Origin of the sequence: Paraburkholderia sp. RL17-347-BIC-D (genome assembly GCF_046027915.1) — a bacterium.
Lineage (GTDB): Bacteria > Pseudomonadota > Gammaproteobacteria > Burkholderiales > Burkholderiaceae > Paraburkholderia.
In genome coordinates, this window is record NZ_JARESS010000012.1 from 30,894 (window position 1) to 53,213 (window position 22,320).

The 22,320-nt window shown below is 64.8% G+C and carries 20 protein-coding genes; 7 read left to right on the forward strand and 13 right to left on the reverse strand.

The annotated features are described in order from the left end of the window. Window positions 1-20: 20 nt before the first annotated feature. Both P0D96_RS18015 and P0D96_RS18020 read right to left on the reverse strand, forming a co-directional pair. Window positions 21-389 carry a hypothetical protein gene (locus P0D96_RS18015; RefSeq protein WP_408281913.1) on the reverse strand — a complete coding sequence of 123 codons (369 nt, stop codon included), beginning with the start codon at window positions 387-389 and terminating at the stop codon, window positions 21-23. A gap of 111 nt (window positions 390-500) precedes the next feature. After that, entirely contained in the window at window positions 501-623 is a 123-nt protein-coding gene (locus P0D96_RS18020; protein WP_279388643.1) for a hypothetical protein, read from the reverse strand. Window positions 624-700: 77 nt separating this feature from the next. Between P0D96_RS18020 and P0D96_RS18025 the strand changes: the two genes are divergently transcribed. Further along, on the forward strand, window positions 701-1,339 hold the full coding sequence (locus tag P0D96_RS18025; RefSeq protein WP_408314613.1) for a 2-hydroxychromene-2-carboxylate isomerase: 639 nt from the start codon (window positions 701-703) through the stop codon (window positions 1,337-1,339). Window positions 1,340-1,378: 39 nt separating this feature from the next. On the opposite strand, the gene P0D96_RS18030 is transcribed toward P0D96_RS18025, so the two are convergent. Then, window positions 1,379-1,636 (reverse strand): DUF2866 domain-containing protein, encoded by a 258-nt coding sequence (locus tag P0D96_RS18030; RefSeq protein WP_132382110.1) that lies wholly within the window; start codon window positions 1,634-1,636, stop codon window positions 1,379-1,381. A 277-nt stretch (window positions 1,637-1,913) separates the two neighbouring features. On the opposite strand from P0D96_RS18030, the gene P0D96_RS18035 reads away from it, so the two are divergent. Next, a complete protein-coding gene (locus P0D96_RS18035; protein WP_408281910.1) occupies window positions 1,914-3,029 on the forward strand; it encodes a GGDEF domain-containing protein in 1,116 nt (371 codons plus the stop codon). Between the two features lie 68 nt (window positions 3,030-3,097). On the opposite strand, the gene P0D96_RS18040 is transcribed toward P0D96_RS18035, so the two are convergent. The 3 genes from P0D96_RS18040 to P0D96_RS18050 form a co-directional block, all read right to left on the reverse strand. Then, window positions 3,098-4,831 (reverse strand): peptidoglycan D,D-transpeptidase FtsI family protein, encoded by a 1,734-nt coding sequence (locus P0D96_RS18040; protein WP_408314615.1) that lies wholly within the window; start codon window positions 4,829-4,831, stop codon window positions 3,098-3,100. 25 nt (window positions 4,832-4,856) lie between these two features. Beyond that, a complete protein-coding gene (locus P0D96_RS18045; protein WP_408281906.1) occupies window positions 4,857-5,480 on the reverse strand; it encodes a trimeric intracellular cation channel family protein in 624 nt (207 codons plus the stop codon). Window positions 5,481-5,881: 401 nt separating this feature from the next. Next, complete coding sequence (locus P0D96_RS18050) at window positions 5,882-7,423, reverse strand: methyl-accepting chemotaxis protein (protein ID WP_408314617.1); 1,542 nt, start codon at window positions 7,421-7,423, stop codon at window positions 5,882-5,884. Window positions 7,424-8,026: 603 nt separating this feature from the next. Between P0D96_RS18050 and aepX the strand changes: the two genes are divergently transcribed. Genes aepX through P0D96_RS18065 form a run of 3 tightly spaced genes read left to right on the forward strand, consistent with a single transcriptional unit; the run spans window position 8,027 to window position 12,003 of the window. Further along, window positions 8,027-9,760: a phosphoenolpyruvate mutase gene (gene aepX, locus P0D96_RS18055; RefSeq protein WP_408176954.1), complete on the forward strand. Its 1,734-nt coding sequence runs from the start codon at window positions 8,027-8,029 to the stop codon at window positions 9,758-9,760. Beyond that, window positions 9,757-10,920 carry a phosphonopyruvate decarboxylase gene (gene aepY / locus P0D96_RS18060; RefSeq protein ID WP_408314618.1) on the forward strand — a complete coding sequence of 388 codons (1,164 nt, stop codon included), beginning with the start codon at window positions 9,757-9,759 and terminating at the stop codon, window positions 10,918-10,920. The genes aepX and aepY overlap by 4 nt, the downstream gene beginning before the upstream one ends. A gap of 15 nt (window positions 10,921-10,935) precedes the next feature. Continuing rightward, window positions 10,936-12,003 (forward strand): 2-aminoethylphosphonate aminotransferase, encoded by a 1,068-nt coding sequence (locus tag P0D96_RS18065; protein ID WP_408314620.1) that lies wholly within the window; start codon window positions 10,936-10,938, stop codon window positions 12,001-12,003. Window positions 12,004-12,036: 33 nt separating this feature from the next. Here the strand turns inward: P0D96_RS18065 and P0D96_RS18070 are convergent, their stop codons facing one another. The 7 genes from P0D96_RS18070 to P0D96_RS18100 form a co-directional block, all read right to left on the reverse strand. Beyond that, window positions 12,037-12,189 (reverse strand): hypothetical protein, encoded by a 153-nt coding sequence (locus P0D96_RS18070; protein WP_165614491.1) that lies wholly within the window; start codon window positions 12,187-12,189, stop codon window positions 12,037-12,039. A 100-nt stretch (window positions 12,190-12,289) separates the two neighbouring features. Further along, complete coding sequence (locus P0D96_RS18075) at window positions 12,290-12,994, reverse strand: PIG-L deacetylase family protein (protein WP_132382126.1); 705 nt, start codon at window positions 12,992-12,994, stop codon at window positions 12,290-12,292. Between the two features lie 246 nt (window positions 12,995-13,240). Beyond that, window positions 13,241-14,707, reverse strand: coding sequence for a UdgX family uracil-DNA binding protein (locus P0D96_RS18080; RefSeq protein WP_408314622.1), 1,467 nt, complete (start codon window positions 14,705-14,707; stop codon window positions 13,241-13,243). Between the two features lie 140 nt (window positions 14,708-14,847). Then, window positions 14,848-15,435: a nucleotidyltransferase family protein gene (locus tag P0D96_RS18085; RefSeq protein ID WP_408314624.1), complete on the reverse strand. Its 588-nt coding sequence runs from the start codon at window positions 15,433-15,435 to the stop codon at window positions 14,848-14,850. A 277-nt stretch (window positions 15,436-15,712) separates the two neighbouring features. Continuing rightward, window positions 15,713-17,935, reverse strand: coding sequence for a xanthine dehydrogenase family protein molybdopterin-binding subunit (locus P0D96_RS18090; RefSeq protein WP_408176961.1), 2,223 nt, complete (start codon window positions 17,933-17,935; stop codon window positions 15,713-15,715). Next, window positions 17,932-18,933, reverse strand: a complete 1,002-nt coding sequence (locus tag P0D96_RS18095) for an FAD binding domain-containing protein (RefSeq protein ID WP_408314626.1) — start codon at window positions 18,931-18,933, stop codon at window positions 17,932-17,934. Before P0D96_RS18095 ends, P0D96_RS18090 begins: the two co-directional genes overlap by 4 nt. A gap of 12 nt (window positions 18,934-18,945) precedes the next feature. Continuing rightward, window positions 18,946-19,671 (reverse strand): 2Fe-2S iron-sulfur cluster-binding protein, encoded by a 726-nt coding sequence (locus tag P0D96_RS18100; RefSeq protein ID WP_408314628.1) that lies wholly within the window; start codon window positions 19,669-19,671, stop codon window positions 18,946-18,948. Between the two features lie 188 nt (window positions 19,672-19,859). Here P0D96_RS18100 and P0D96_RS18105 point away from each other — a divergent pair, with 188 nt between their 5' ends. Both P0D96_RS18105 and P0D96_RS18110 read left to right on the forward strand, forming a co-directional pair. After that, on the forward strand, window positions 19,860-21,941 hold the full coding sequence (locus P0D96_RS18105; RefSeq protein WP_408314789.1) for a D-(-)-3-hydroxybutyrate oligomer hydrolase: 2,082 nt from the start codon (window positions 19,860-19,862) through the stop codon (window positions 21,939-21,941). A 142-nt stretch (window positions 21,942-22,083) separates the two neighbouring features. Further along, window positions 22,084-22,302, forward strand: coding sequence for a hypothetical protein (locus tag P0D96_RS18110; RefSeq protein WP_132382138.1), 219 nt, complete (start codon window positions 22,084-22,086; stop codon window positions 22,300-22,302). The last annotated feature ends 18 nt before the right edge of the window (window positions 22,303-22,320 follow it).

The window sequence follows — 22,320 nt, forward strand, 5'->3', positions numbered from 1 at the left end:
GCAGCGAGGCCGCATTCCCGCTAGATATTGCGGCGCTGGCGCCTGAGACGGCCTTCGCGCGCGTACTCCATCTGACCTTCCGTGCGGACCGCGAGCCTTTCCTGCTCGGCGCGGCTCATCTGCCGCGTATCGTCGATGTCGCCGACACGCAGCACTTCTTGCGCAATCCTGATGCGCAGCGTCATCAACGGTTCGCCGCGTTCGACCAGCGTGCGGTCCGCGGTGCGCGCCTGCTGAACGCCGCAGTCGATCAGGTTGCGCAGTTCCAGCAGCGTAAGCCGCTGCCGCTGGATTTCGAGGATGAGCCGCTGGACGGCCTGCTCGTCGCGCGTGCGCCACCAGGCGCGCAGCTCGGCGAGCGTGGGAGGTTCGAAGGGTGGAAGGCGCATTGCTCAGACGAAAAAGTACTGTATATATGTACAGTATATCCCGTCTTTTTACGGAGACGCGTAGAGCGCGTTCGCGGGTTTACCGGCTCCGCGGGAGAGGGCGTGAATAGCTCAGGACAGCGCGAGCATGATGGACGTGGACACCACGATGATGAAAAGACACGCGGCGGTGAGAATGTCGTAGGGATAGTTCATGTTATGAGCATCTGACGTAGCGGTGTGAAGGGCCATCATAGGGATAAGCGCGCGGCACGACTGTTAAGCTTTGCAAGACCTAGGCGCTGTCCGGCTACGTATGACTGGAGGGAAAGATGAACGAGGCAGCAACGCGCGTGCCTACGCATGCACCGGAGATCGAGTTCTGGTTCGACTTCGGCAGCAACTACAGCTACCTCAGCGTCATGCGCATCGAAGCTGAGGCTGCGGCGCGAGGCGTGCGGATTCTCTGGCTTCCGTTCTTGCTGGGGCCGGTCTTTCGCGACCTCGGTTTCGACAATTCGCCGTTCGTGCTGCAGAAGGAGAAGGGCGCATATGTGTGGAAGGACATGGAACGGCAATGCCGCAAATACGGCATCGCCCTGATGCGTCCCACCACGTTCCCGCGCGCGGCGCTTCTTGCAATGCGCGTGGCGCTGCTCGGCGCGGATCGCGAATGGATTGCCGCCTATTGCCGCAAGATCATGCAATTGAACTTCGCGCATGACCGCGATATCGGTTCGATGGAGGTGGTGAGCGAAGCGCTCGATGAACTGGGTTTGCCGGCGCGGGAGATCATCGCCGAAGCGCAAAGCGACGCGAACAAACTGCGCTTGCGTGAACAGACCGCGGCAGCCGTGGCCCGAGGGATTTTCGGCGCGCCGACGTTCTTTGTCGGCGATGAAATGTTCTGGGGCAACGACCGGCTGGACGATGCGTTGGACTACTGCGCATCGCTCGCCACGCGCGGCTAGCGTGACGAATGCGCGGCGCGCGATCGGCGCGCAAGCGTGTTATTCGTTGCCGTCCTGACAAAAACGCCGGCCCGGCACGTGCGAGACGACAGCCTGAGCGATTTCAAGCGGCGTACTCTCGGCGGGCACCACCCGGCGGCTCGATTCGGGCGTGTGCTTCATGGTCCATTCGACGAGCCGGTATGAGCGCCCCCAAGGATGCTGCAGCGGGTCCGAGACCTTGCATGAGTGAATCTGGCTGACCCATTCGTTGCCGGGCATGGTGCGCAGATGCTCGAATACCGTGTCTTCAACCATGGTTTGACTCCTTCTTCGCGGGCCTGCAGCCCATCTTCTGGCGCGTCGTCGACACCCCGGGGAAAAAGCGCCGCCGATGTTCTGGCGGCTTCAACAGGGGATGTTGTGCCTCATGGTTACAGCAAAGAATTAAGCCAGACTTAAGAAGGCGCAAAAGCGGATCGCGTGAAAAAGCGTGGTCGCCGCGATCGGGCCCTCAAGACCTCGCGAAATCCGCCGTTATTACAGCGATTGGGGGCCGCCAACCCCGCTTCGCCTTCGGGCCCGCACCTATAAAGTGACGAACCTCGCCCAAACGCCGCTTTCCGAGCGCCTTCGTTCGCTCGTCGATACCGTGCAGCACAACGAGCGCACGCTGCGGCGCTTCCAGAACGTCGAGTTGCGTTTGATCGGCGCTCAGGACTTCGCATCGTTTCTCGACACGCTGTTCACCCAGTTGCCGCGGGAATTTTCGCTGACGGGCGTGACGCTCTGGCTCGACGACCGCGCGCCGATGCTGCGCGAGCTGCTCGAACCGGTCGCCTTGCGCGCACTCGATCAGTCGAAGCTGCGCACCTCGCGCGAAGGCGGTCTTGCCGCACAAGGTCTGTGCGAGGAGGGCCGGCCGTGGCTCGGTAAGCCGCACGACATGGATGACGCGGCGCGACGCGCGTTCTTCGGCGACACCGAAGCACCGGCAAGCGCGATCCTGTTGCCGCTTGCCGCGGGCGACACCGTCAGCGGCTATCTCTGTCTCGGCAGCGACGACCCGGCGCGTTTCGGCCAAGGCATGGCCACCGACATTCTGGAGCGCTTCGCGAGCATCGTGACAGCGAGTCTCGACAACGTGGCGCATCGCGAGCGGCTCAAACAACTGGGCATGACCGATTCGTTGACGGGCCTCGCCAATCGCCGCTATTTCGACGAGCGGCTGCGCGAGGAGATCATGCGCGCCGTTCGCTATTGCGTGCCGGTGGCGTGTCTGTTCATCGATATCGACAGCTTCAAACGGATCAACGACACCTACGGCCATCAGACCGGCGACCGCGCGTTGGCGGCGGTGGCGGCTTGCGTGCGGCAACAGGTGCGCCTGGGCGATACCGTGGCGCGTTATGGCGGCGAAGAATTCGCCGCGCTGCTACAGGGCGACCGCGCGGATGCGCTCACGGTCGCCGAGCGTGTGCGCCTCGCGGTCGAGCGACTCGCTTTGCAGGACGATCATGGCGAGCGCATCGCCTTGACGGTGTCGATCGGTGTGGCGGCGCGCACGATCAGCGGCACGCCGACCGAGGCGGCCAAACTAGGCGGCGCGATGATGGAAGAAGCCGATCGCGCGATGTATCAGGCCAAACGCAACGGCCGCAATCGCATCGAGGCGCTGGTGAATGCGGGCGGCGAGCAGATGGCTCGTTGATGTGAGCCGCTGAAGCTCGCATCGAACTTGCGTGACCGGCTGCTCGGCGCGCATGCCGCTTAGAGCGCTCAAGTGCCCGGCGCATCCGGCGGCACACCCAGCAACTGCAGCGCTCCGCCCGTCACACCACTGAACACCGGACCGGCCACCGTCCCACCATAAAACGCCTTGCCCGCCGGGTCGTCGATCATCACGGCGACGATCAGGCGCGGGTCGCTCATCGGCGCCATGCCGACGAACAACGCGCGGTAGCGGTTTTTCGCGTAGGTCGCGCCGACCTGTTTGCGCGCCGTGCCGGTCTTGCCGCCAATCCGGTAGCCTTCCACTGTCGCCGCTCGTCCTGTGCCGCCCACGCCGGTCGCCATTTCCAGCATTGAGCGGATGGCGCGTGCGGTGGTCGGCGTCGTAACCGCCTGGCCCTTGCCGTCGGATTGCGCGGCCGCGCCCGCTCCATTGCGCAACAGACTCACGCGAGGCATCGTGCCGTCGCCGGCATAGGCCGTGTACACCTGCGCCATCTGCAGTAGCGACGTGGACAGCCCGTAGCCGTACGCCATGGTCGCCTGTTCGATCGGCCGCCAGCGTTTGTACGGACGCACCTTGCCCGACGCCACGCCCGGAAACGTCAGCTCGGGCCGCAGGCCGAGCCCGTATTCCTGATACTTGCTCCAGATCTTCTCGGCCGGCAGATTCAGCGCGAGCTTGGCGAGCGCGATATTGCTCGACTTCTGCACGGCTTCGGCGACGGTCATCACGCCATGATTCGAGGTGTCGTGGATGACGGCCGGCCCGATCTTGTACCAGCCAGGCGCGGTATCGATGACACTTTGCGGCCGCACCTTGCCCTCGTCGATCGAGAGCGCGACGACCACCGGCTTGATCGTCGAACCTGGCTCGAAGGTGTCGACCACCGCGCGATTGCGCAACTGGCGGCCGGTCAGGCGGGCGCGGTCATTCGGATCGAAGCTCGGGTAGTTGGCGAGCGCCAGAATCTCGCCATTGCGCGCGTCGAGCACCACCACGCTGCCGGCTTCGGCGTGATGTTTGGCAATCGCGTCCTTCAGTTGCGCATAGGCGAGCTGCTGAATCCGCCGGTCGATCGTCAGGTGGATGGTCTCGCCGTTCTGCGCGGGCACGAGCGGCCGGGTCTCGGACACCACGCGGCCCAGACGGTCGCGGATCACTTCGCGCTGACCGGGCACGCCGAGCAGTTGCTCGTTGGCCGCGAGTTCGACGCCTTCCTGGCCGTTGTCCTCGATATCCGTGAAGCCGACCACGTGCGCCGCCGATTCGCCTTCAGGATAAAAGCGCTTCGAATCGGCGATCTGCGTGATGCCCGCGAGGCCAAGCTTGGACAGATGCCCGGCGGTCTCGGCGTCCACCTGGCGCTTGAGCAGGACGAAGGTCTTGTCGCCGTTCAGACGCCGGCGCAGTTCCGCCAGCGGCAGATCGAGCAGCATCGAGAGCGGCGCGATCGCGGCTTCGTCGATCAGTTTGGGCGAAGCCCAGATCTCGTAAGTCGCGAGGCTGACGGCGAGCATCGAGCCATTGCGATCGACGATCCGCCCGCGCGTCGCGTCGAGTTCGATGGTGCGCTGATAGCGCTTTTGCCCTTGGTCGACGTAGAAGTCCTGGTTCACCACCTGCACCCAGAACGCGCGCCCCGCGAGCGAGGCGAACGCGCCGAACACCAGCAGGACGATGAATTTCGAACGCCACATCGGCAGGCGCGCGGCCAGCAACTGGTTCTTCGCGACGGGCGCGTAGGGGTCGTGCGGCTGCGATTTCTTCTTCTGGATCATTGGGTGCGGATAACGAACAGCTCGATTAACTTGCGCCGCCCGAATCGGCGGCGGTGAATACCTTGAGTTGCCAGCGGAATCGCACGGCCAGCATGCGCACCGCGAAACCGCCTGCGAGCACCACGACCGACGCCGGCCCCGGCGCCACGCCGCAGGCTTGCAAGGCCACATACACGGCGCCGGCGCCGAGGGCGATGCTGGCGTACAACTCCTGACGCAACACCAGCGGCATCTGGTTGCACAGCACGTCGCGCAACATGCCGCCGCACACGCCGGTGATCGCGCCGGCCAGCACGACAAGGGCGGGGCTTACGTCCAGCGTCGCGGCCACGTCGCAGCCGATCACCGTGAAGGCGATCAGGCCGATCGCGTCAACCGTGACGAAGAGCCTCTGCCAGTTGCGCAGCCACTTCGCGCACGCCGCGGCAACCGACGCCGCCCCGATTGTAATGAGAACGTAATCTGGATGCGAGATCCACGCAAGGGGATAGTGACCGAGCAGGACGTCGCGCACCGTGCCGCCGCCGAGCGCGGTGACGGTGCCGACGAGGCACAGACCGAAGCGATCCATGCCGCGGCGCATGCCCATGAGCGCGCCGGACATGGCTTCCGCGACGATCGCGAGCAGGTAGAGGAGATGGAGCAGCATGACGGCGAGCCTCGATGAACGGCGCTCGCGGACGGCTCCGACGTGGAGCGCATCTGCGCGGCGGGCGTTAAAAAAGCGGCCATTATCGTAAGCGTGCCGTTAGCATGAAAATGCCTTAAGCAAAATTCGGCGATGCCAAATTCGGCTTAACCTGGTTGCAGTTTGGCGCGTGGTAAGCGTTTGCTGAGCAAGGCGACACCAGGTGCGCCAGAGGTGGTCCAAGGTGGACCGAGGCGCGCGCGGGCGTAAAAAAAACCGCGCGGACTTAAAAAATCCGCGCGGCTCTTTCGTTCGATTAATGCGTCGACTCCGACGCGGCGTGTTAAAGAGGCGCTCCCTGCCTGTTGAGCGCCTTCTTTTTTGTGTGCTGCTTGCTCCGGTTTCGGCCGGTCTGAAAACGCTCAGGCCGGCAGCGCGAAGCTCGAAATCGCTTCGCGCAACACACCCACCTGGTCCTTCAGCGAATGTGCCGCGGCGGCCGCCTCTTCGACCAGTGCCGCGTTCTGCTGCGTGACCTGATCCATTTCGCCGACCGCGCGATTGACCTGCTCGATGCCCGCGCTCTGTTCACGCGAGGCGTTGCTGATCTCTTCGAGAATCTCGTTCACGCGACGCACCGACTGCACGATTTCGCCCATCGTCGAACCGGCGTTGGCGACCAGCGACGCGCCGGCTTCCACCGTATTCGTCGAGGTTTCGATCAAGGCCTTGATTTCCTTCGCCGCCGTGGCCGAACGTTGCGCGAGGCTGCGCACTTCGGCCGCGACCACCGCGAAACCGCGACCCTGTTCGCCCGCGCGGGCCGCTTCGACCGCCGCGTTGAGCGCGAGAATGTTGGTCTGGAAGGCGATGCCGTCGATCACGCCGATGATGTCGCCGATCTGCCGCGAGCTGGCGGTGATCTCGCCCATCGTGCGGACCACGTCGTCGACCACGCGGCTGCCGCGCGTGGCGACATCTGCGGCCTGGCCGGCGAGGTGCGCGGCCTGCAGCGCGCTGTCCGCGTTCTGCTTCACGTTGACCGTCATCTGATCCATGCTCGACGCCGTTTCGACGAGCGCGGCCGCCTGTTCTTCCGTGCGTTGCGAGAGATCCGTGTTGCCGGCGGCGATTTCGGTCGCGCCGATATTGATGTTCTCAGTGCCGAGACGCACGCGCGACACCGTCTCGACGAGACCGGCCTGCATCGTCTGGAGCGCATGCAGCAGGCTGCCGGTGTAGTCCGACTGAACCGGCACGCGCGTGGCGAGATTGCCGCGCGCCATCAGCTGCGCGTGTTCCACGGCCACTTCGAGATCGCCGCCGAGCGTGCGGCGAATGCTGCGCAGCACCAGCAGCATGACGGCGGTGGCGATCGCGCCGAGCGTGACGGTGATGACGAGCCAGCGCAGCAGATTGGCGTAGAACGCGCTTTGCACGTCGTCCATATACATGCCGGTGACGAGATACCAGTCCCACGGCGCGAAGTGAATCGAGTAGCTGGTTTTGGCGACCGGTTTGTCGCTCCCCGGCTTGGACCACAGGTAGTCGACAAAGCCGCCGCCCTCGCGATTGCCCGCGTTGACGATATCGACGAACAGATGGTTGCCCGCCGGATCGGTGAACTGCGCGAGATTCTTGCCGACCATTTCCGGTTTGATCGGATGCATCAGCATGGCGGGCTGCGAATCGTTGACGGAGATGTAGCCGTCTTTGCCGTAGCGCATGGCCGCGAGGCTTTCCAGCGCCTGCTTCTTCGCTTCGTCTTCGGTAATGGTGTGCTGCTGCGCGAGCGTGTAGTAACGGCCGACGATGTGGTTGGCCTGGTCGATCAGCGATTTCAGCTGATCGCGGCGGTCCGAGATCATCGAGGCACGGTTTTGCCATGCGCCGAAGCCGCCGATCAGGATCAGGCCGATCCAGAGGACGGCGATCATCGAGGCCAGTTTTCTGTTCAAAGTCATAGCGGTTTTTGCTTTCGCACAGTGGTCGGTCAGGGATTGGATTCGCTTGTGGCGAGTGGCTTGTCGCTGACTGTGTTTACGGCGCGGCGGCATGGGGTCCGCAGGGCAGGGGAAACCCGCTGTTAAACATTTCTATTCGTCTGACTAAAGAGACCTTTTACCGTTGGAACGGCATTTTTTATGTTTCGGTAAGTGGATTTATTCATTTTTTGCTTGTTCAATCAGGCTTTCTCGCTATTGCCAATTAAAAATGTCGGTGTTGATGAATCCGCATTAATAATTAAGGCTTTCCGTAATTAAAGAACGAATATTAAAACCTCAACATCGCCACAACTGTTGACGACCAAAACGAAGGGACGCACCGCCCATCAAAGCGCCGCCATGTGATTGCGTCAGGATTCCACAAAACGCCAATAAAATCCAAGCCACCGCGCGCATTAGTGAATCGCAAAAAACGACACATTTTTCCACTTATCCGCAAATGGAGATAACCGCTGCCACGAAAAAGACGAATAAATAAAAATTCCGCTATAGTCGCCATTTTCCAGTCGTCAGTCGGGCAAAAGAAGAGCACCAATAAGCCCGCCACCAGGAGTACATAAAATGAACGCCCGCGAACCCGCTTTCGTTTCCGCTTCCCGCAGCGCGCGCCTGCGCCAGATGCTCGTCAGCAACGAACTCGAATTCATGATGGAGGCCCATAACGGCCTGTCCGCGCGGATCGTCCGCGAAGCCGGCTTCAAGGCGATCTGGGGCTCGGGCCTCGCGATCTCCGCGCAGTACGGCGTGCGCGACAACAATGAAGCAAGCTGGACGCAAGTCGTCGACACGCTCGAATTCATGGCCGACGCCAGCGATCTGCCGATCCTGCTCGACGGCGATACCGGCTACGGCAACTTCAACAACGTGCGCCGCCTCGTGCGCAAACTCGAACAGCGCGGCATTGCCGGCGTGTGTATCGAAGACAAGCAATTCCCCAAGACCAACAGCTTCATCAACGGCGAAGCGCAACCGCTCGCCGATATGGACGAGTTCTGCGGCAAGATCAAAGCCGGTAAAGACTCGCAGTCCGATGAGAATTTTTCGATCGTCGCGCGTGTTGAAGCGTTGATCGCCGGCTGGGGCATGGACGAGGCGCTGCGTCGCGCGGAAGCCTATCGCCAGGCCGGCGCGGATGCGATCCTGATTCACAGCAAGCTCTCGCGTCCCGACGAAATTCTCGAATTCGCGCGCGAATGGGCCGGCCGCGGTCCGCTCGTGATCGTGCCGACCAAGTACTACAGCACGCCGACCGAGGTCTTCCGCGAAGCCGGCATCAGCACGGTGATCTGGGCGAACCATCTGATCCGCGCGGCGACCTCGGCGATGCAGGCCGTTGCCAAGGAAATCCACGCGAGCGAAACGCTCGTCAACGTGGAAGACAGCATTGCCGCCGTCAACGAAATCTTCCGCCTCCAGGACGCCGACGAATACTCGGAAGCCGAAGACCGCTACCTGTCGAGCGGCCGTGCGGCCGGTTCCGCGGTCGTGCTCGCGGCGAGCCGCGGCAAGGGCCTCGAAGCCGTCACCGAAGACCGTCCGAAAGTGATGCTGCCGATTGCCGGCAAGCCGCTCTTGCGCTGGCTCGTCGATGCGTTCAAGAAGCAGGGCGTGAACGACATCACCGTGGTCGGCGGTTATCGCGCCGATGCGATCGACACGGCCGGCATCAAGCTCGTCGTCAACGAACAGCATGCGCAAACCGGCGAACTCGCGTCGCTCGCCTGCGCGATCGACAAGCTGGCCGGCGACACGGTGGTCTCGTACGGCGATCTGCTGTTCCGCAGCTATATCCTGCGCGATCTCGTGGAGAGCGAAGCGGCGTTCAGCGTGGTAGTCGATTCGTCGCTGACCGACGCGGAAAACGCCAGCGTGCGCGATTTCGCGTGGTGCTCGGCGGCCGACGACCGCGGTTTGTTCGGCAACAAGGTCGTGCTGCGTCACGTGTCGAGCGGGCAGGACGCCACGTCGGCCATCGCGTCGCAAACGCCGCATGGCCGTTGGGTCGGTTTGCTGAACGTGCGCGGTGAAGGCCGTGAGCGTTTGCAGGCGGTCATGAGCCAATTGCAGGCGCGCCCGGATTTCGCGTCGCTTGACATGCCCGCGTTGCTGAACGCGCTGATCGAAGCAGGCGAGTCGATCGAAGTGCAATACGTGCACGGCCACTGGCGCGGCGTGAACGACCTCGAGGACTTCCGCCGTGCGGGCGACTTCGCGCATGCACAAGCGCCGTTCGCGGCCGCGGTCGGCCGTGCGGGCAAAGGCGCGGCGGACGCAGCGAGCGGAGCCGCGCAATGATCGAGGCAGCACAGTTCGTCGAGGCGGCGCGTGAACGCGGCTTCGACTGGTATGCGGGCGTGCCGTGCTCGTATCTGACGCCGTTCATCAACTACGTGTTGCAGGACGAGTCGCTGCATTACGTGTCGGCGGCCAATGAAGGCGACGCCGTCGCGTTGATCGCGGGCGTCACGCTCGGCGCGCAAAACGGCCGGCGCGGCATCACCATGATGCAGAACTCCGGGCTCGGCAATGCCGTGAGCCCGTTGACCTCGCTCACGTGGACCTTCCGTCTGCCGCAATTGCTGATCGTCACGTGGCGCGGCCAGCCCGGTGTCGCTGACGAACCGCAGCACGCGCTGATGGGTCCCGTCACACCCGCGATGCTGGAGACGATGGAGATCCCCTGGGAAACCTTCCCGACGGAAGCCGACGCAATCGGCCCGGCTCTCGATCGCGCCATCGCGCATATGGATGAAACCGGCCGCCCGTACGCGCTCGTCATGCAGAAGGGCAGCGTGGCGCCGTACGAGTTGAAAGACAACGGCGCGACCGAGCGCCGCGCACCCGTCGCGCCGCAATCGCAGTTCACGAACGTGGCGGCGAGCGAACTGGCTTCGCGTCACGACGCGCTGAACAAGGTGATCGCGCACACACCGCTCGACTCGACGGTGGTGCTCGCGTCGACCGGCTTTTGCGGGCGCGAACTCTACGCGATCGACGACCGGCCTAACCAGTTGTACATGGTCGGCTCGATGGGTTGCGTGACGCCGTTCGCGCTGGGTCTTGCGCTCGCGCGTCCCGACCTGCACGTCGTCGCGCTCGACGGCGACGGCGCCGCGTTGATGCGCATGGGCGCGTTCGCCACCATCGGCGCGTACGGTCCGTCGAATCTCACGCACGTGCTGCTCGACAACGGCGCGCACGATTCCACCGGCGGTCAGGCGACGGTGTCGTCACAGGTTTCGTTTGCGGGCGTGGCCGCGGCGTGCGGTTACGCGTCGGCGGTCGAAAGCGACGACGCGAACGTGATCGACGCCCTGTTCGAAGCGGCGCCGCTCGACGGCCCGCGCTTCGCGCGTCTCATCATTCGCCGCGGCACACCCGACGGGCTGCCGCGTCCCACCATCACTCCGCCCGATGTGAAGACGCGTCTGATGCGCCACATCGGCGCCGCTTAAAGTCAAGGAGCGCTCATGCTGCTGCTCAATCCCGGCCCGGTGACGCTCACCGAACGCGTTCGCAATAGCCTGTTGCAGACGGATCTGTGCCACCGCGAAAGCGAGTTTTTCGTTTTGCAGGAAGAGGCGCGCACGCGCCTCGTCGATCTGTACGGTCTCGACGCGAGCGAATGGCAAGCGGTGCTGATGACCGGCTCCGGCACGGCGGCCGTCGAAAGCATGACCGCCGCGCTGGTGCCGCAAAACGGCAAGCTGCTCGTGGTGGAAAACGGCGTGTACGGCGAGCGTATTTCGCAGATCGCCACGCAATACGGCATCGCGCATGAATCGCTGAAGCACGACTGGATGCAGGCGCCCGATCTCGCGAAGATCGCCGAACGCCTCGACGCGGATAAGGCGTTCACGCACGTCGCCGTGATTCATCACGAAACCACCACGGGCCGCCTGAACGATCTGGCCGCGCTCGGCGCGTTGTGCCGTGCACGGGGGCTGCGTCTGCTGGTGGACGGCGTGAGCAGCTTCGGCGCGGAAACGATCGATTTCGCCGACACCAGTCTCGACGCGGTGGCCGCCACGGCGAACAAATGTCTGCATGGCGTACCGGGCGCGTCGTTCGTGCTGGTGCGCCGCGCGGCGCTCGCGCAGGCGGCGAGCCGCACGTACTACCTTGACCTCGGCCGTCTCGCGAAATTGCAGGATCAGCGCAACACGCCGTTCACGCCGTCGGTGCATGCGTACTACGCACTGGTCGAAGCGCTGCGCGAACTCGCCGACGAAGGCGGCTGGCGCGCGCGTCACGCGCGCTACGCGGCGCTGGCTGAACAGGCGCGGGCGGGTCTTGCCGAGCGCGGTATCGGCAGCGTGCTGCCGCCGGAAGGGTCGTCGGTGGTGCTGCGCGCGTACCGCTTGCCGGCAGGCATTGCGTATCCGCAACTGCACGACGCGCTGAAGGCGCGCGGCTTCGTCATCTACGCGGGGCAAGGCGGTCTGTCGGCCGAACTGTTCCGCATTTCGACGATGGGCAACATTCACGCCGCCGACATCGACCGCCTGTTGCAGGGCTTTACCGAACTGACGCGCTGATTCGCGCGTCCGGTGGCTGGCCGCGCAACGCGGTCACACCGGGTCTTTGTCCGGCGGCCCATCGGGCCGTTGCGGCTCCTCGGTGTGATGGCCGGGCGACGGCGGTACTAGCGGATCGGCTTCCGGGTCGCGATTCGGATCGGCGTTGGGGTCGGGAATCGGACTGGTATGCATGTCGTAGCTCATGGCAGCACCTTTGAGTGGAGAAGAGGCCGGTGCGGCGACGGCGTCGAACTCGCGCCGGCCGTGCTCTTCAAGCGTAGGCCTTTCCGGCGCGCCGCGTCTCCTACTTTTTCACGCGACGACCCACGCTGAGCTGCCAGTAACGCTCAGTCGCGAAGATGTCGTCGTAATTGCCCGCGCCGAACGCGCGCAACTGGCTTTGGTAAGCGTTGACCGCCTCGCGTTTGAGTTGCGCGCGGCGCTGTGCATCGATCGTGTGGCCGGCACTCGGACTGGCCGGCGTCGCGACGATGCCGCGCTGCGCGAGATCAGCGAGCCGCGCCTGCACCACGCCGGGCGTGCGCCGGTGAATCGCTTCCTCGTAGCCGAACCAGGTCAGATGCGACAGGCGTGGCAGGATCTCACAGCAGGCTTCGAAGACTCGCACGTGATCGTCGTGATACAGGCCGAGCGGCATCAGCAACGTGTTGGCGGTGCTGCGGTAGATAGTTTCCTCGAGCGCCGCCGCCATTTTGCTGATCGAGGGCGAGTCCAGGTACTGGCTGTCGCGAAACGGCATGCGCAGCGGAATTGCGTCGAGTACTTCGAGTGCGCGGTTGTCTTCCAGCGTGCGTTCGTGGATGGCCTGATGGGCGTCCGTGAAGCCCGACTTTTCATCCCATTCGGTATGCATCGGCTGCTCGGGTGGGGCGGCGAAGACCGTGCAGACCGCAGCGTCGGGATGGGCGGCGAGCAATGCGCCGCAACTGAAGACGGCGTCGTCGAAATGGGGCGAGACAATGAAAAGGCGTGGGCTGGTTTCGCTCATGGGACGTGTGATGGGTTCGCAACGCGCGGGCCGTTGGCGAGGCCGTTCGAGGCTCGAGCGTCACGCCGGTGCTTGGAAAAATGCGGCGTCACATCAGCTTAGGCGGAATCGTCGCGGCTTGCGCGGCGCGTTTGTGGTACGCAATCCGCGTGCCTGATCGCGCTGGTCGAGTGGAGGGTTCCCGTAGAGGCTCACCCTGGTGGGACGGAGGCTTCCTGAATTGGCTCACCATTCGAGGCAAAAAAGCTACGCTCCTTCCGCCGTCAACCCCGCCGCGCGGCTGAACGCCGCCACCATGCCCGCGACGATATCCTCGCGCAGCCGGCCGTCCATCATTTTCAGCGCATACGACGGATGCCACGTCGGCACGATCAGCCGCCCGCCGTGGTCGATAGTCTGCCCCAGATATTCGGACAGATTGACGTGCGCGCCCGTCAACGCCTTCAGCGCCGTCGCGCCGAGCGTGACGACCACGCGCGGCGCGATTTGCGTGAGTTCGTGTTCCAGCCAGTACTGGCAAGCTTCGACCTCGCGCCGCGCGGGCGTGCGGTGGACGCGCTGCTGCTCCAGCGTTTCCCACTTGTAATGCTTGACGGCATAAGTCAGATAGAGCGCCGCGCGGTCGAGGCCGGCGCGCGCGAGCACCGTATCGAGCAGTTGACCGGCGGGCCCGGTGAAGGGCGCGCCGTGCTGGTTTTCGTGCTCGCCGGGTTGTTCGCCGACCACCATGAGCGCCGCCTGAGCCGGACCGGCGCCCGCGACGGCCTGCTTCGCGTTGCGCCACAACGCGCAGCGCCGGCAGGTAGCCAGCGGGCCGGTGGGCTCGCGCAGCGGTGGCGTCACCGCCGAATATTCGAGCGGAGGCATCTCCGGAACGGTGACCGCGCGACTCTGCGCGCCGAGACGGCTACGCTCGCGCGCAAGCTGTGCGGGCAGCGGCGGACCCGCAGGCGGCGTTCTCCAGTAACGCAGCGGCACGGGCGCCGGCGCTCCATTGAAGGCGCTGGCGTAATACGCGAGCCAGAGCGCCTCGGTGGGTTCGCTGGTCGTGGCTTCGCCGGCCATGGCGCCGGGTGGTAACGCCTCGGTGGTTAGCGGATTCTGCTGCTGGTGCTCGGGGCAAGAGGTCTCGCCGTCATCCGCTGCCAGCCGGCTGATTCGCAGCAACATGCCGTTCCAGAAAACCGCGCCTTGCGGCGTCGCCAGCATCCAGGTGGAATCGCCCATGCGCTCGGCAAAGCGCTCGGCGGCCTGCGCCAGCAGATCATGATGCGGCTCGTACCAGCCGACGAATTCCGGCGCTCCCATGGACGGATCGCGCCGCCTGAACAGGGTGAGTGTCACCAGATCATTGGTTTCGTGCTCGACCGACTGGATGCGCTGATCGAGCAGCGCGCCGTCGGCGTCTTGCGGATCGAGGACGTGGCGCTCGCCGTGTGTCCAACGCCACAGGATGCGGTAGAGCAGGGACCAGCGGTCCGGCGCGCAAAAGCAGGCCGCCGTTTTCAGCCAGGCGAGCAGTTCGCGAGGAATGGCGGGCGTGGCGACGACCGGGGCGGCGGAGTTGCCGGGAGCGGCGACGCTGTTGATACCCGTGTCGACTGAATCGAATTCAACCCACTCGATCCGCTCCGGCTCGACGCCTTGCCGCAGCAGTTCCCGCGCCGCGCGGCGCCAGGCGGCAAAAGACGGTTCGATTGAAATGCGTTTCATGCGGACGCGCCGCGGCCATGCGCAACGTAACGCGCCAACCCATGCGGACAAAATACTGTATGGATGTACAGTATGCGCCTGAACACCAGTCCGGATCAAGCGTGTCACGTCACGACTGCCAGGCCAGGGTCACGCAACGACTACACGTTGCGCAAATCCTCCGGCGTGTCCACATCGCGCAAGATGCCCGCATCGTCGACGTCCAGCCGCGTCACGTGCTGCGACATGAGCAAGGACCTGGCGCCGGTATCGCCGTCGAGCGCCAGCAGCGCGTCGCGATGCTCGACGCCGAAGCCGACCGGATGTCCACGCTGCCCCTGGTAAAACGGCGCGACCAGCGATGCGCCGCCGTCCAGCGCGCGCGCCACGTCTTCGATCGTGCTGGTGGCGATGCGCGGCATGTCCGCGAGCGCGACGATCCAGCTCTCGGCGCTCTCACTGGCTTCGACGCCGGCGGCGAGACTCGCGCCCATGCCGCGTTCGGCGTCCAGCGCGAACACCACGTCGCAACCGGCATCGTTCAGGAGCCGCGCGAGCGCGTCCGAACCCGGCCGCACCACGGCCAGCACGCGCGTCACGACCCGCAGCAGCCGATGCGCGGATTCATGCGCGACCGGTGTGCCATCCGGCATGCGCGCGAGCAGTTTATTGTGCAGGCCGTCCGGGTCGAAGCGCGAACCGAAGCCGGCGGCGAGCAACACGCCAGTGGCGAGCGAGGCGTAGGCCATGGGCGGGCACCGATAGAAAGGATGAGATCGATTGTGCGATGCAACGCAGCCACAGGCAAGCGCCAATGTCGATTCACGGCGCGGGACTGCCAAGGCCACGCCGCGCTCGCTGCGAAGCAGAACGCCATGCGTGCACGGGCCCGATCCGCCTTGAAAGCAATGGCGAAGATAGACGTGAGCGCGTCCGCCACCGCATCCGCGCTAAGCGCACGCGCCAACGAACACAAACCCGAACGCGACCGCGTCGCCATGAAACGCACTGGCGAACGCGAGTGCGTCAAACCTGCATCGTCTGCATCACCTTGTCGAGCGTGATGGGCAGATCGCGCACGCGCACGCCGGTGGCGTGATACACCGCGTTCGCAATCGCCGCCGGCACGCCCGTAATGCCGATCTCGCCGATGCCGCGTACCCCGAGCGAGTTGATATACGGATCCGGCCGGTCGATAAAGCTAATGTCGAGCGACCCGATATCGGCATTCACCGGCACGTGATACTCCGCGAGATTCGCGTTGGTGAAGCGGCCATAGCGCGTATCGAGCGAGGTCTCTTCCTGCAGCGCCGCCCCGACGCCCCACACGATGCCGCCCATCAACTGGCTGCGCGCCGTCTTCTGGTTGAGCACGCGACCCACGTCGTACACGCCGACCACACGCGCCACGCGGATCGTGCCGAGATCGGCATCGACATGCACCTCCGCGAACACCGCGCCGAACGAGTGAAGCGAGTACTTCTGCTTTTCGTCGCCGGGCTTGACGGTCGCGCTCGCCTCGATCGGCTTGCCGCCCGAGCGCGCGATGATCGCCGCCGCCGGATCGCGCTTGCCCGGTTGCGAGCGGCTCATCACCCAGCCGTTTTCCACGGTGATGTCGTCGAGCGCAATGCCATGCACGGGCGAAGCCTGATCGGCGAGCGCCAGCGCGATCAACTGGCTGCGCGCCTGACTCGCCGCGTCGCGCACGGCCGGCGACACGCTCGCGGCCGATTGCGAGCCGCCCGACCCCGGCGCTCTGGGCAGCGACGAATCGCCAAGCGCGAAGCGAATGTTTTCCGGCGCGAAGCCGAGCGCGTCGGCGGCTACCTGAGTCATCACGGTGTAGGTGCCGGTGCCGAGATCCTGGGTGCCGGAGGCGACCATCGCGGTGCCATCCGGCAAAATTCGCGCGATGGCGCTGGCCTCGCTGCGATTGGCCGGATAGGTCGCGGTCGCCATGCCCATGCCGATCAGAGTGCCGCCGTTGCGCATCGAGCGAGGGGCGGGCGGGCGCCGCGACCAGCCGAATTTCTCGGCGCCGATCTGATAACACTCGCGCAAGGACTTGCCCGACCACGGCTTGTTTTCCTGCGGGTCGGCCTCGGCGTAATTCTTGATGCGCAGCGCGAGCGGGTCCATCTTCAAGGCCGCAGCGAGTTCGTCCATGGCCGATTCGAGCGCGAACGAACCGGTCGTTTCACCCGGCGCGCGCATGAAGGTCGGCGTGCCGAGATTGAGCGGCACGATGCGGTGTGTGGTCACCTGATTCGGCACCGCGTACAGCATGCGCGTGACCATGCAGCAGGTCTCGGTCCAGTCTTCGATCACCGAGGTGTTCGAGATGCTGTCGTGGCGCATTGCGGTCAGCGTGCCGTCGTGCCGCGCGGCGAGCACGAAGTGCTGTTCGGTGCGCGGTCGCGCGCCGACCGGCCCGAACATCTGCGGCCGTTCGAGCACGAGCCGCACGGGCCGCCCAGTCTGCTTCGCCGCCATCGCGCACAACGACACATGCGACCACGACGAGCCCTTGCAACCGAAGCCGCCGCCCACGAACGGCGAAATCACGCGCACGTCGCCGGGCGACATGCCGAACGTCTTCGCGATTGCCTGCGCCGCGCCGCTGACGCCTTGCGTCGAATCGTAGAGCGTGAGTTGCGGACCGTCCCAGTGCGCCATCGTGGCGTGTGGCTCCATCGGGTTGTGATGTTCGATCGGCGTGGTGTAGGTCGCGTCCACGCGCACTGGGCCGCTTTGCAAGCCGTCGTCGAAGCTGCCGCGTTGCGTGTCGGTCTGGCGGCCTTGCGGTTTGTCCGGCGCGTGCGCGTTCGGCTTGGCTTGCGCGAAGTCCACGGTCGCGGCGCTGCTCTGATACGCGATGCGCAACTGGCGCGCGGCGTCGGTGGCGTGTTCGAGTGTGTCGGCGACCACCACGGCGACCGGCTCGTTGCTGTAGTGAATCTGGTTGTCCTGCAGCAGCGACAGGCGGCGTCCGGCCGGCGGCGCCAACGTGGGCTTGCCACCGTTCGGCAGACGCGGCGCGTTCTGATATGTCATCACGAGCAGCACGCCGGGCAGTGACTGCGAGCGGCTTGCATCGATCGAGGCGATGGTCCCACGCGCGATCGTGCTGGTGACGAGCACCGCATGCGCGAGACGTGCTTCAGGAAATTCGGCGGCATAGCGCGCTTCGCCGGTGACTTTGAGCAGACCGTCGGTGCGGTCGATGGGTTGACCGATCAGATTCATGCGACACCTCCCGCGCGGCCGGCGGCCTGGTTCACTGCGCGCACGATCGCGCGCTGCGCGAGCTGCACCTTGAAACGATTGTCGTGTTGCGGCCGCGCTTCACGTAAAGCGGCCGCGGCGGCGTTGGCCAGCGTCGCTTGCGTGAGCGGCTGGCCGTTGAGCATCTGTTCCGCGCCGCTTGCGCGCCAGGGTTTGTGCGCGACGCCGCCCAATGCGATGCGCGCGGTCTTCACGCGATCGCCATCCATCTGCAATGCGGCGGCAACCGAGACCAGCGCGAATGCGTAACTGGCGCGGTCACGCACTTTCAGATAGTGGGAGTTCGCGCTGAAGAGCGGCGGCGGAAGATCGACGGCGGTGATCAGTTCGCCCGGCTGCAAGGTGGTATCGACATCGGGCCGGTCACCAGGCAGCCGGTGGAAATCGGCGAACGCGATAGTCCGTTCGCCTGCGGGGCCGCTCACGCGCACTACCGCATCGAGCGCGGCAAGCGCCACGCTCATATCCGATGGATTCACGGCGATGCACTGCGGACTCGCGCCGAGAATCGCATGCGTGCGATTGTGGCCGTCGAGCGCCGCGCAGCCGCTGCCCGGCATGCGCTTGTTGCACTGAGTGAAGGCGGTGTCGTAGAAGTAGCCGCAACGCGTGCGTTGCAGCAGATTGCCGCCGACCGTCGCCATATTGCGCAGTTGCGACGATGCGCCCGCCAGAAATGCTTGCGAGAGCAACGGGTATTGCTCGCGCACCAGCGCGTGATTGGCGGCATCGCTATTGCGTACCAGCGCGCCGAGCCGAATGCCGCCATCAGGCAGCGTCGTGACCGTATCGAGTCCGCGGATGTGCGTGATATCGATCAGCCGCATCGGCCGCGCTATGCCGCCCTTCATCAGATCGAGCAGATTGGTGCCGCCGCCGATGAATACCGCGCCCGGCTGCTGCGCCGCCCGCACTGCGCCGGCGACATCGCCGGCGCGTTCATAAGAGATCGCATCCATGCTGTCGCTCCGTCAGGCGTTGGGGTTGTTGCCGCCGCTGTTCTGGCCGCCGCCTTCATGCACCGCGCGTACGGCGGCCACGATGTTCGCGTAGGCGCCGCAGCGGCAAATATTGCCGCTCATGCGTTCGCGGATTTCATCGTCGGAGAGTTGGGCGGGGCGGCTGCGCACATCGGCCGTGACGGTGCTGGCGGTGCCATTACGGAACTCATTCAGAAGGGCAGTCGCGGAACACAACTGCCCCGGCGTACAGTAACCGCACTGAAAGGCGTCGTGTTCAATGAATGCGCGCTGCATTGGACTCAATGCGCCATTGGCGGCAAGCCCTTCAACCGTCGTGATGTTCTCGCCTTCATGCATCACGGCGAGTGTCAAACAGGAGTTGATGCGGCGGCCGTCGGCGAGCACCGTGCAGGCGCCGCACTGTCCGCGGTCGCAGCCTTTCTTCGTGCCCATCAGGCCCGCGTATTCCCGCAACGCATCGAGCAAGGTCACGCGCGGCTCGAGTTGCAGCGTGTACGCGCGGCCGTTCACCGTCAGCGTGACCGGGCGCGGCGGCACGGCTTGCTGAACCTGAGCCGGTGGCGCGGTTGGGGTTTGAGTCTGCGCGCGCAGATGCGGCGCCGCGCCGACCGTGGCGGCAGCGGCGGCCGATTGAAGAAAGCGGCGGCGTGAAGGTTTGGGTGGGGTGGCGGCTGAGACGTCGCCCGGATCCTGACTTTCGTTATGCTTGGACATGACGTTCTATTGACTCCATTGAAAGGTCAATGCAGGCTAGCGATGCGTCGGTATCCGAAGCGTCGCGATCCCTTGGACAGCGGGCAGCAAATTCGGTGCCGTTGCATTCACAACGGTATTAGCAAATATCGGAGACAAAAAACGTGAAGTCCATTTTCAGAGTCCAGCCTGCGCAACGACCGGTGCCGATGGTGCAAACCCTGGCGATCGTGATGGCCGTGGCGGTCGTGCTGACCGCTTGCCACGGCGGCGGTGACAGTGATTCGCCGCCGCCGCTAGCCAACACGCTGCCGGGTTTCATTACCGCTTCCTCGGTGAGGACCCAGGCCTACGACGGCAACACCGACGACCTGCTCACCGCGGGCCTCGGCAAAACCGGCCTCGGGTCGGCCACGGCGCCGGCCATTGCCAACGCTGCGCAACCTACTGCCGCCGAACTCCGGCGCCTCGCCATCTGGTCGAACTATCGGGCGCTCGTCGACATGACGGCGACCGGCGGCTATGGACGCTTCTGGGGGCCAAACGTCGACCTCAACGGCAACGACACGCTCGGCGAAGGCAAGATCGCCGGCAAGGAATACCTCGCTTACGCTGACGACGGCAGCGGCACACAGAACGTCACCATGCTGGTGCAGATACCGGCAAGCTTCAATGCGGATCAGCCGTGCATTGTCACGGCAACGTCATCTGGTTCGCGTGGCGTGTACGGCGCGATTTCCGCAGCCGGCGAGTGGGGCCTCAAGCGCGGTTGCGCGGTGGCGTACACCGATAAAGGCAGCGGCAATGGCGCGCATGAGCTGTCTTCCAACCTGGTCACGCTGATCGACGGCACGTTGCAGGATGCCACCGCTGCAGGCAAGAACAGTTTCTTCACGGCCAACCTGGGCAACACCGATCTCGCGACTTACAACAGCAAGTTTCCGAATCGCTATGCGTTCAAGCACGCGCACTCGCAGCAGAATCCGGAGCAGGATTGGGGCGAGGATACGTTGGAGGCGATCCAGTTCGCGTACTGGGCCCTCAACGATTCTTTCGGCACGCTGAACGGTTCGACCCGCACGGTGCGTTATGCAAGCGGCAGCATCACGACTATCGCGGCCTCGGTGAGCAACGGCGGCGGCGCATCGCTCGCGGCGGCGGAACAGGATACGTCCGGTTGGATCACCGCGGTCGTCGTGGGCGAACCGCAGATCAATTTGCGCTTGCCCGCCCAGGTGTCGGTGGCTCAGGGCGGCGTGCCGGTCGGAGCATTCGGCAAACCGCTCGCCGACTACATGACGCTTGCCAACATGCTGCAACCGTGTGCGGCGCTCGCGCCCGCCGCGGCCGGCGCGCCGTATCTGTCGGCATTGCCGGTCGCCACGACGACGGCGATTCGCACCGCGAGATGCGCGTCGCTGGCAACCGCTGGTGTAATCGCGGGTGGGAACTTGACGACCCAGGCGACCAACGCGCTCGCGCTTCTGCATCAGAACGGCTATCAGACCGACTCCGATCTGCTGCAAGCGCCGATGTGGGACTCGCAAGCGGTGCCGGCCGTCGCCGTGACCTATGCGGATGCGTACGCGAAAGCGAGCGTCACCGCCAACCTCTGCGACTTCAGCTTCGGCACGACGAGTTCGACGGGAACCGCCGGTGTGACGCCGGCCGTGTCGCCGATGCCCACGGTGTTCGGCAATGGCAACGGCGTGCCGCCGACCAACGGCATCAACCTCGTCTTCAACTCGGTCGGGGGCGCGGCGGACCACCGGCTGGCGACCGCCGACGCCAGTTACCAGGGTGCCTCCTGCCTGCGTACGCTGTGGACGAACGGCACGCTGACCAACAGCGTCGAGGCCATTCGCGTGAATGCGAATCTGCATGGCAAACCCACCATCATCGTGCAGGGCCGCGCTGATACGCTGGTGCCGATCAATCACGCGTCGCGACCGTATCTCGGCCTGAATCAACTGAGCGAAGGCGGCGCGAGCAAGCTATCGTTCTATGAAGTGACGAACGCCCAGCATTTCGACGCGTTCCTCGGCGTGGCGGGTTTCGATTCGCGCTTCCTGCCGCTGCATTACTACAACCTTCAGGCGCTCAATCTGATGTGGAGTCATTTGAAGAGCGGTACGCCGCTGCCGCCGTCGCAGGTGATTCACACGATACCGCGTGGCGGCGCGCCCGGCGCCGCGCCCGCGCTGACCACGGCCAATCTGCCTGCGATCGCGGCGAATCCGGGCGTCAATGCGATCATTGTGAGCAACGGCGCGGTGAACGTGCCGAACTGAGTCGCGCACAACGGAAGCACCGGCTCGCGGCTGCGCTTCACGCACGCGAGCCGGCGTGCGTGAAGCGCCGTCGGTGAGCATGGCTGATCGGGAATAAACGATGCTATAGCAGACGAAGTGAAGCGCGTTCAAAGGAGAGCGAATGCAGTTCGACTACAGGCATTTCCATATCGATTGCCGCGCCCGCCACGCAGACGACGGCCTCTACTATGCGAGAGCGAAGATCACTCGCGTACCGCGGAAAAAAGAACACGTGCAGGCGCACGATTCCGGCGACATCGACGCCTTTCCCAGCCAGGCCGATGCCATTTCATGCGCGAGGTCCTGGGCGATCGAGTGGTGCGACGCGGCAGCGCAATAGGGCGCATTGCAGGGAGTG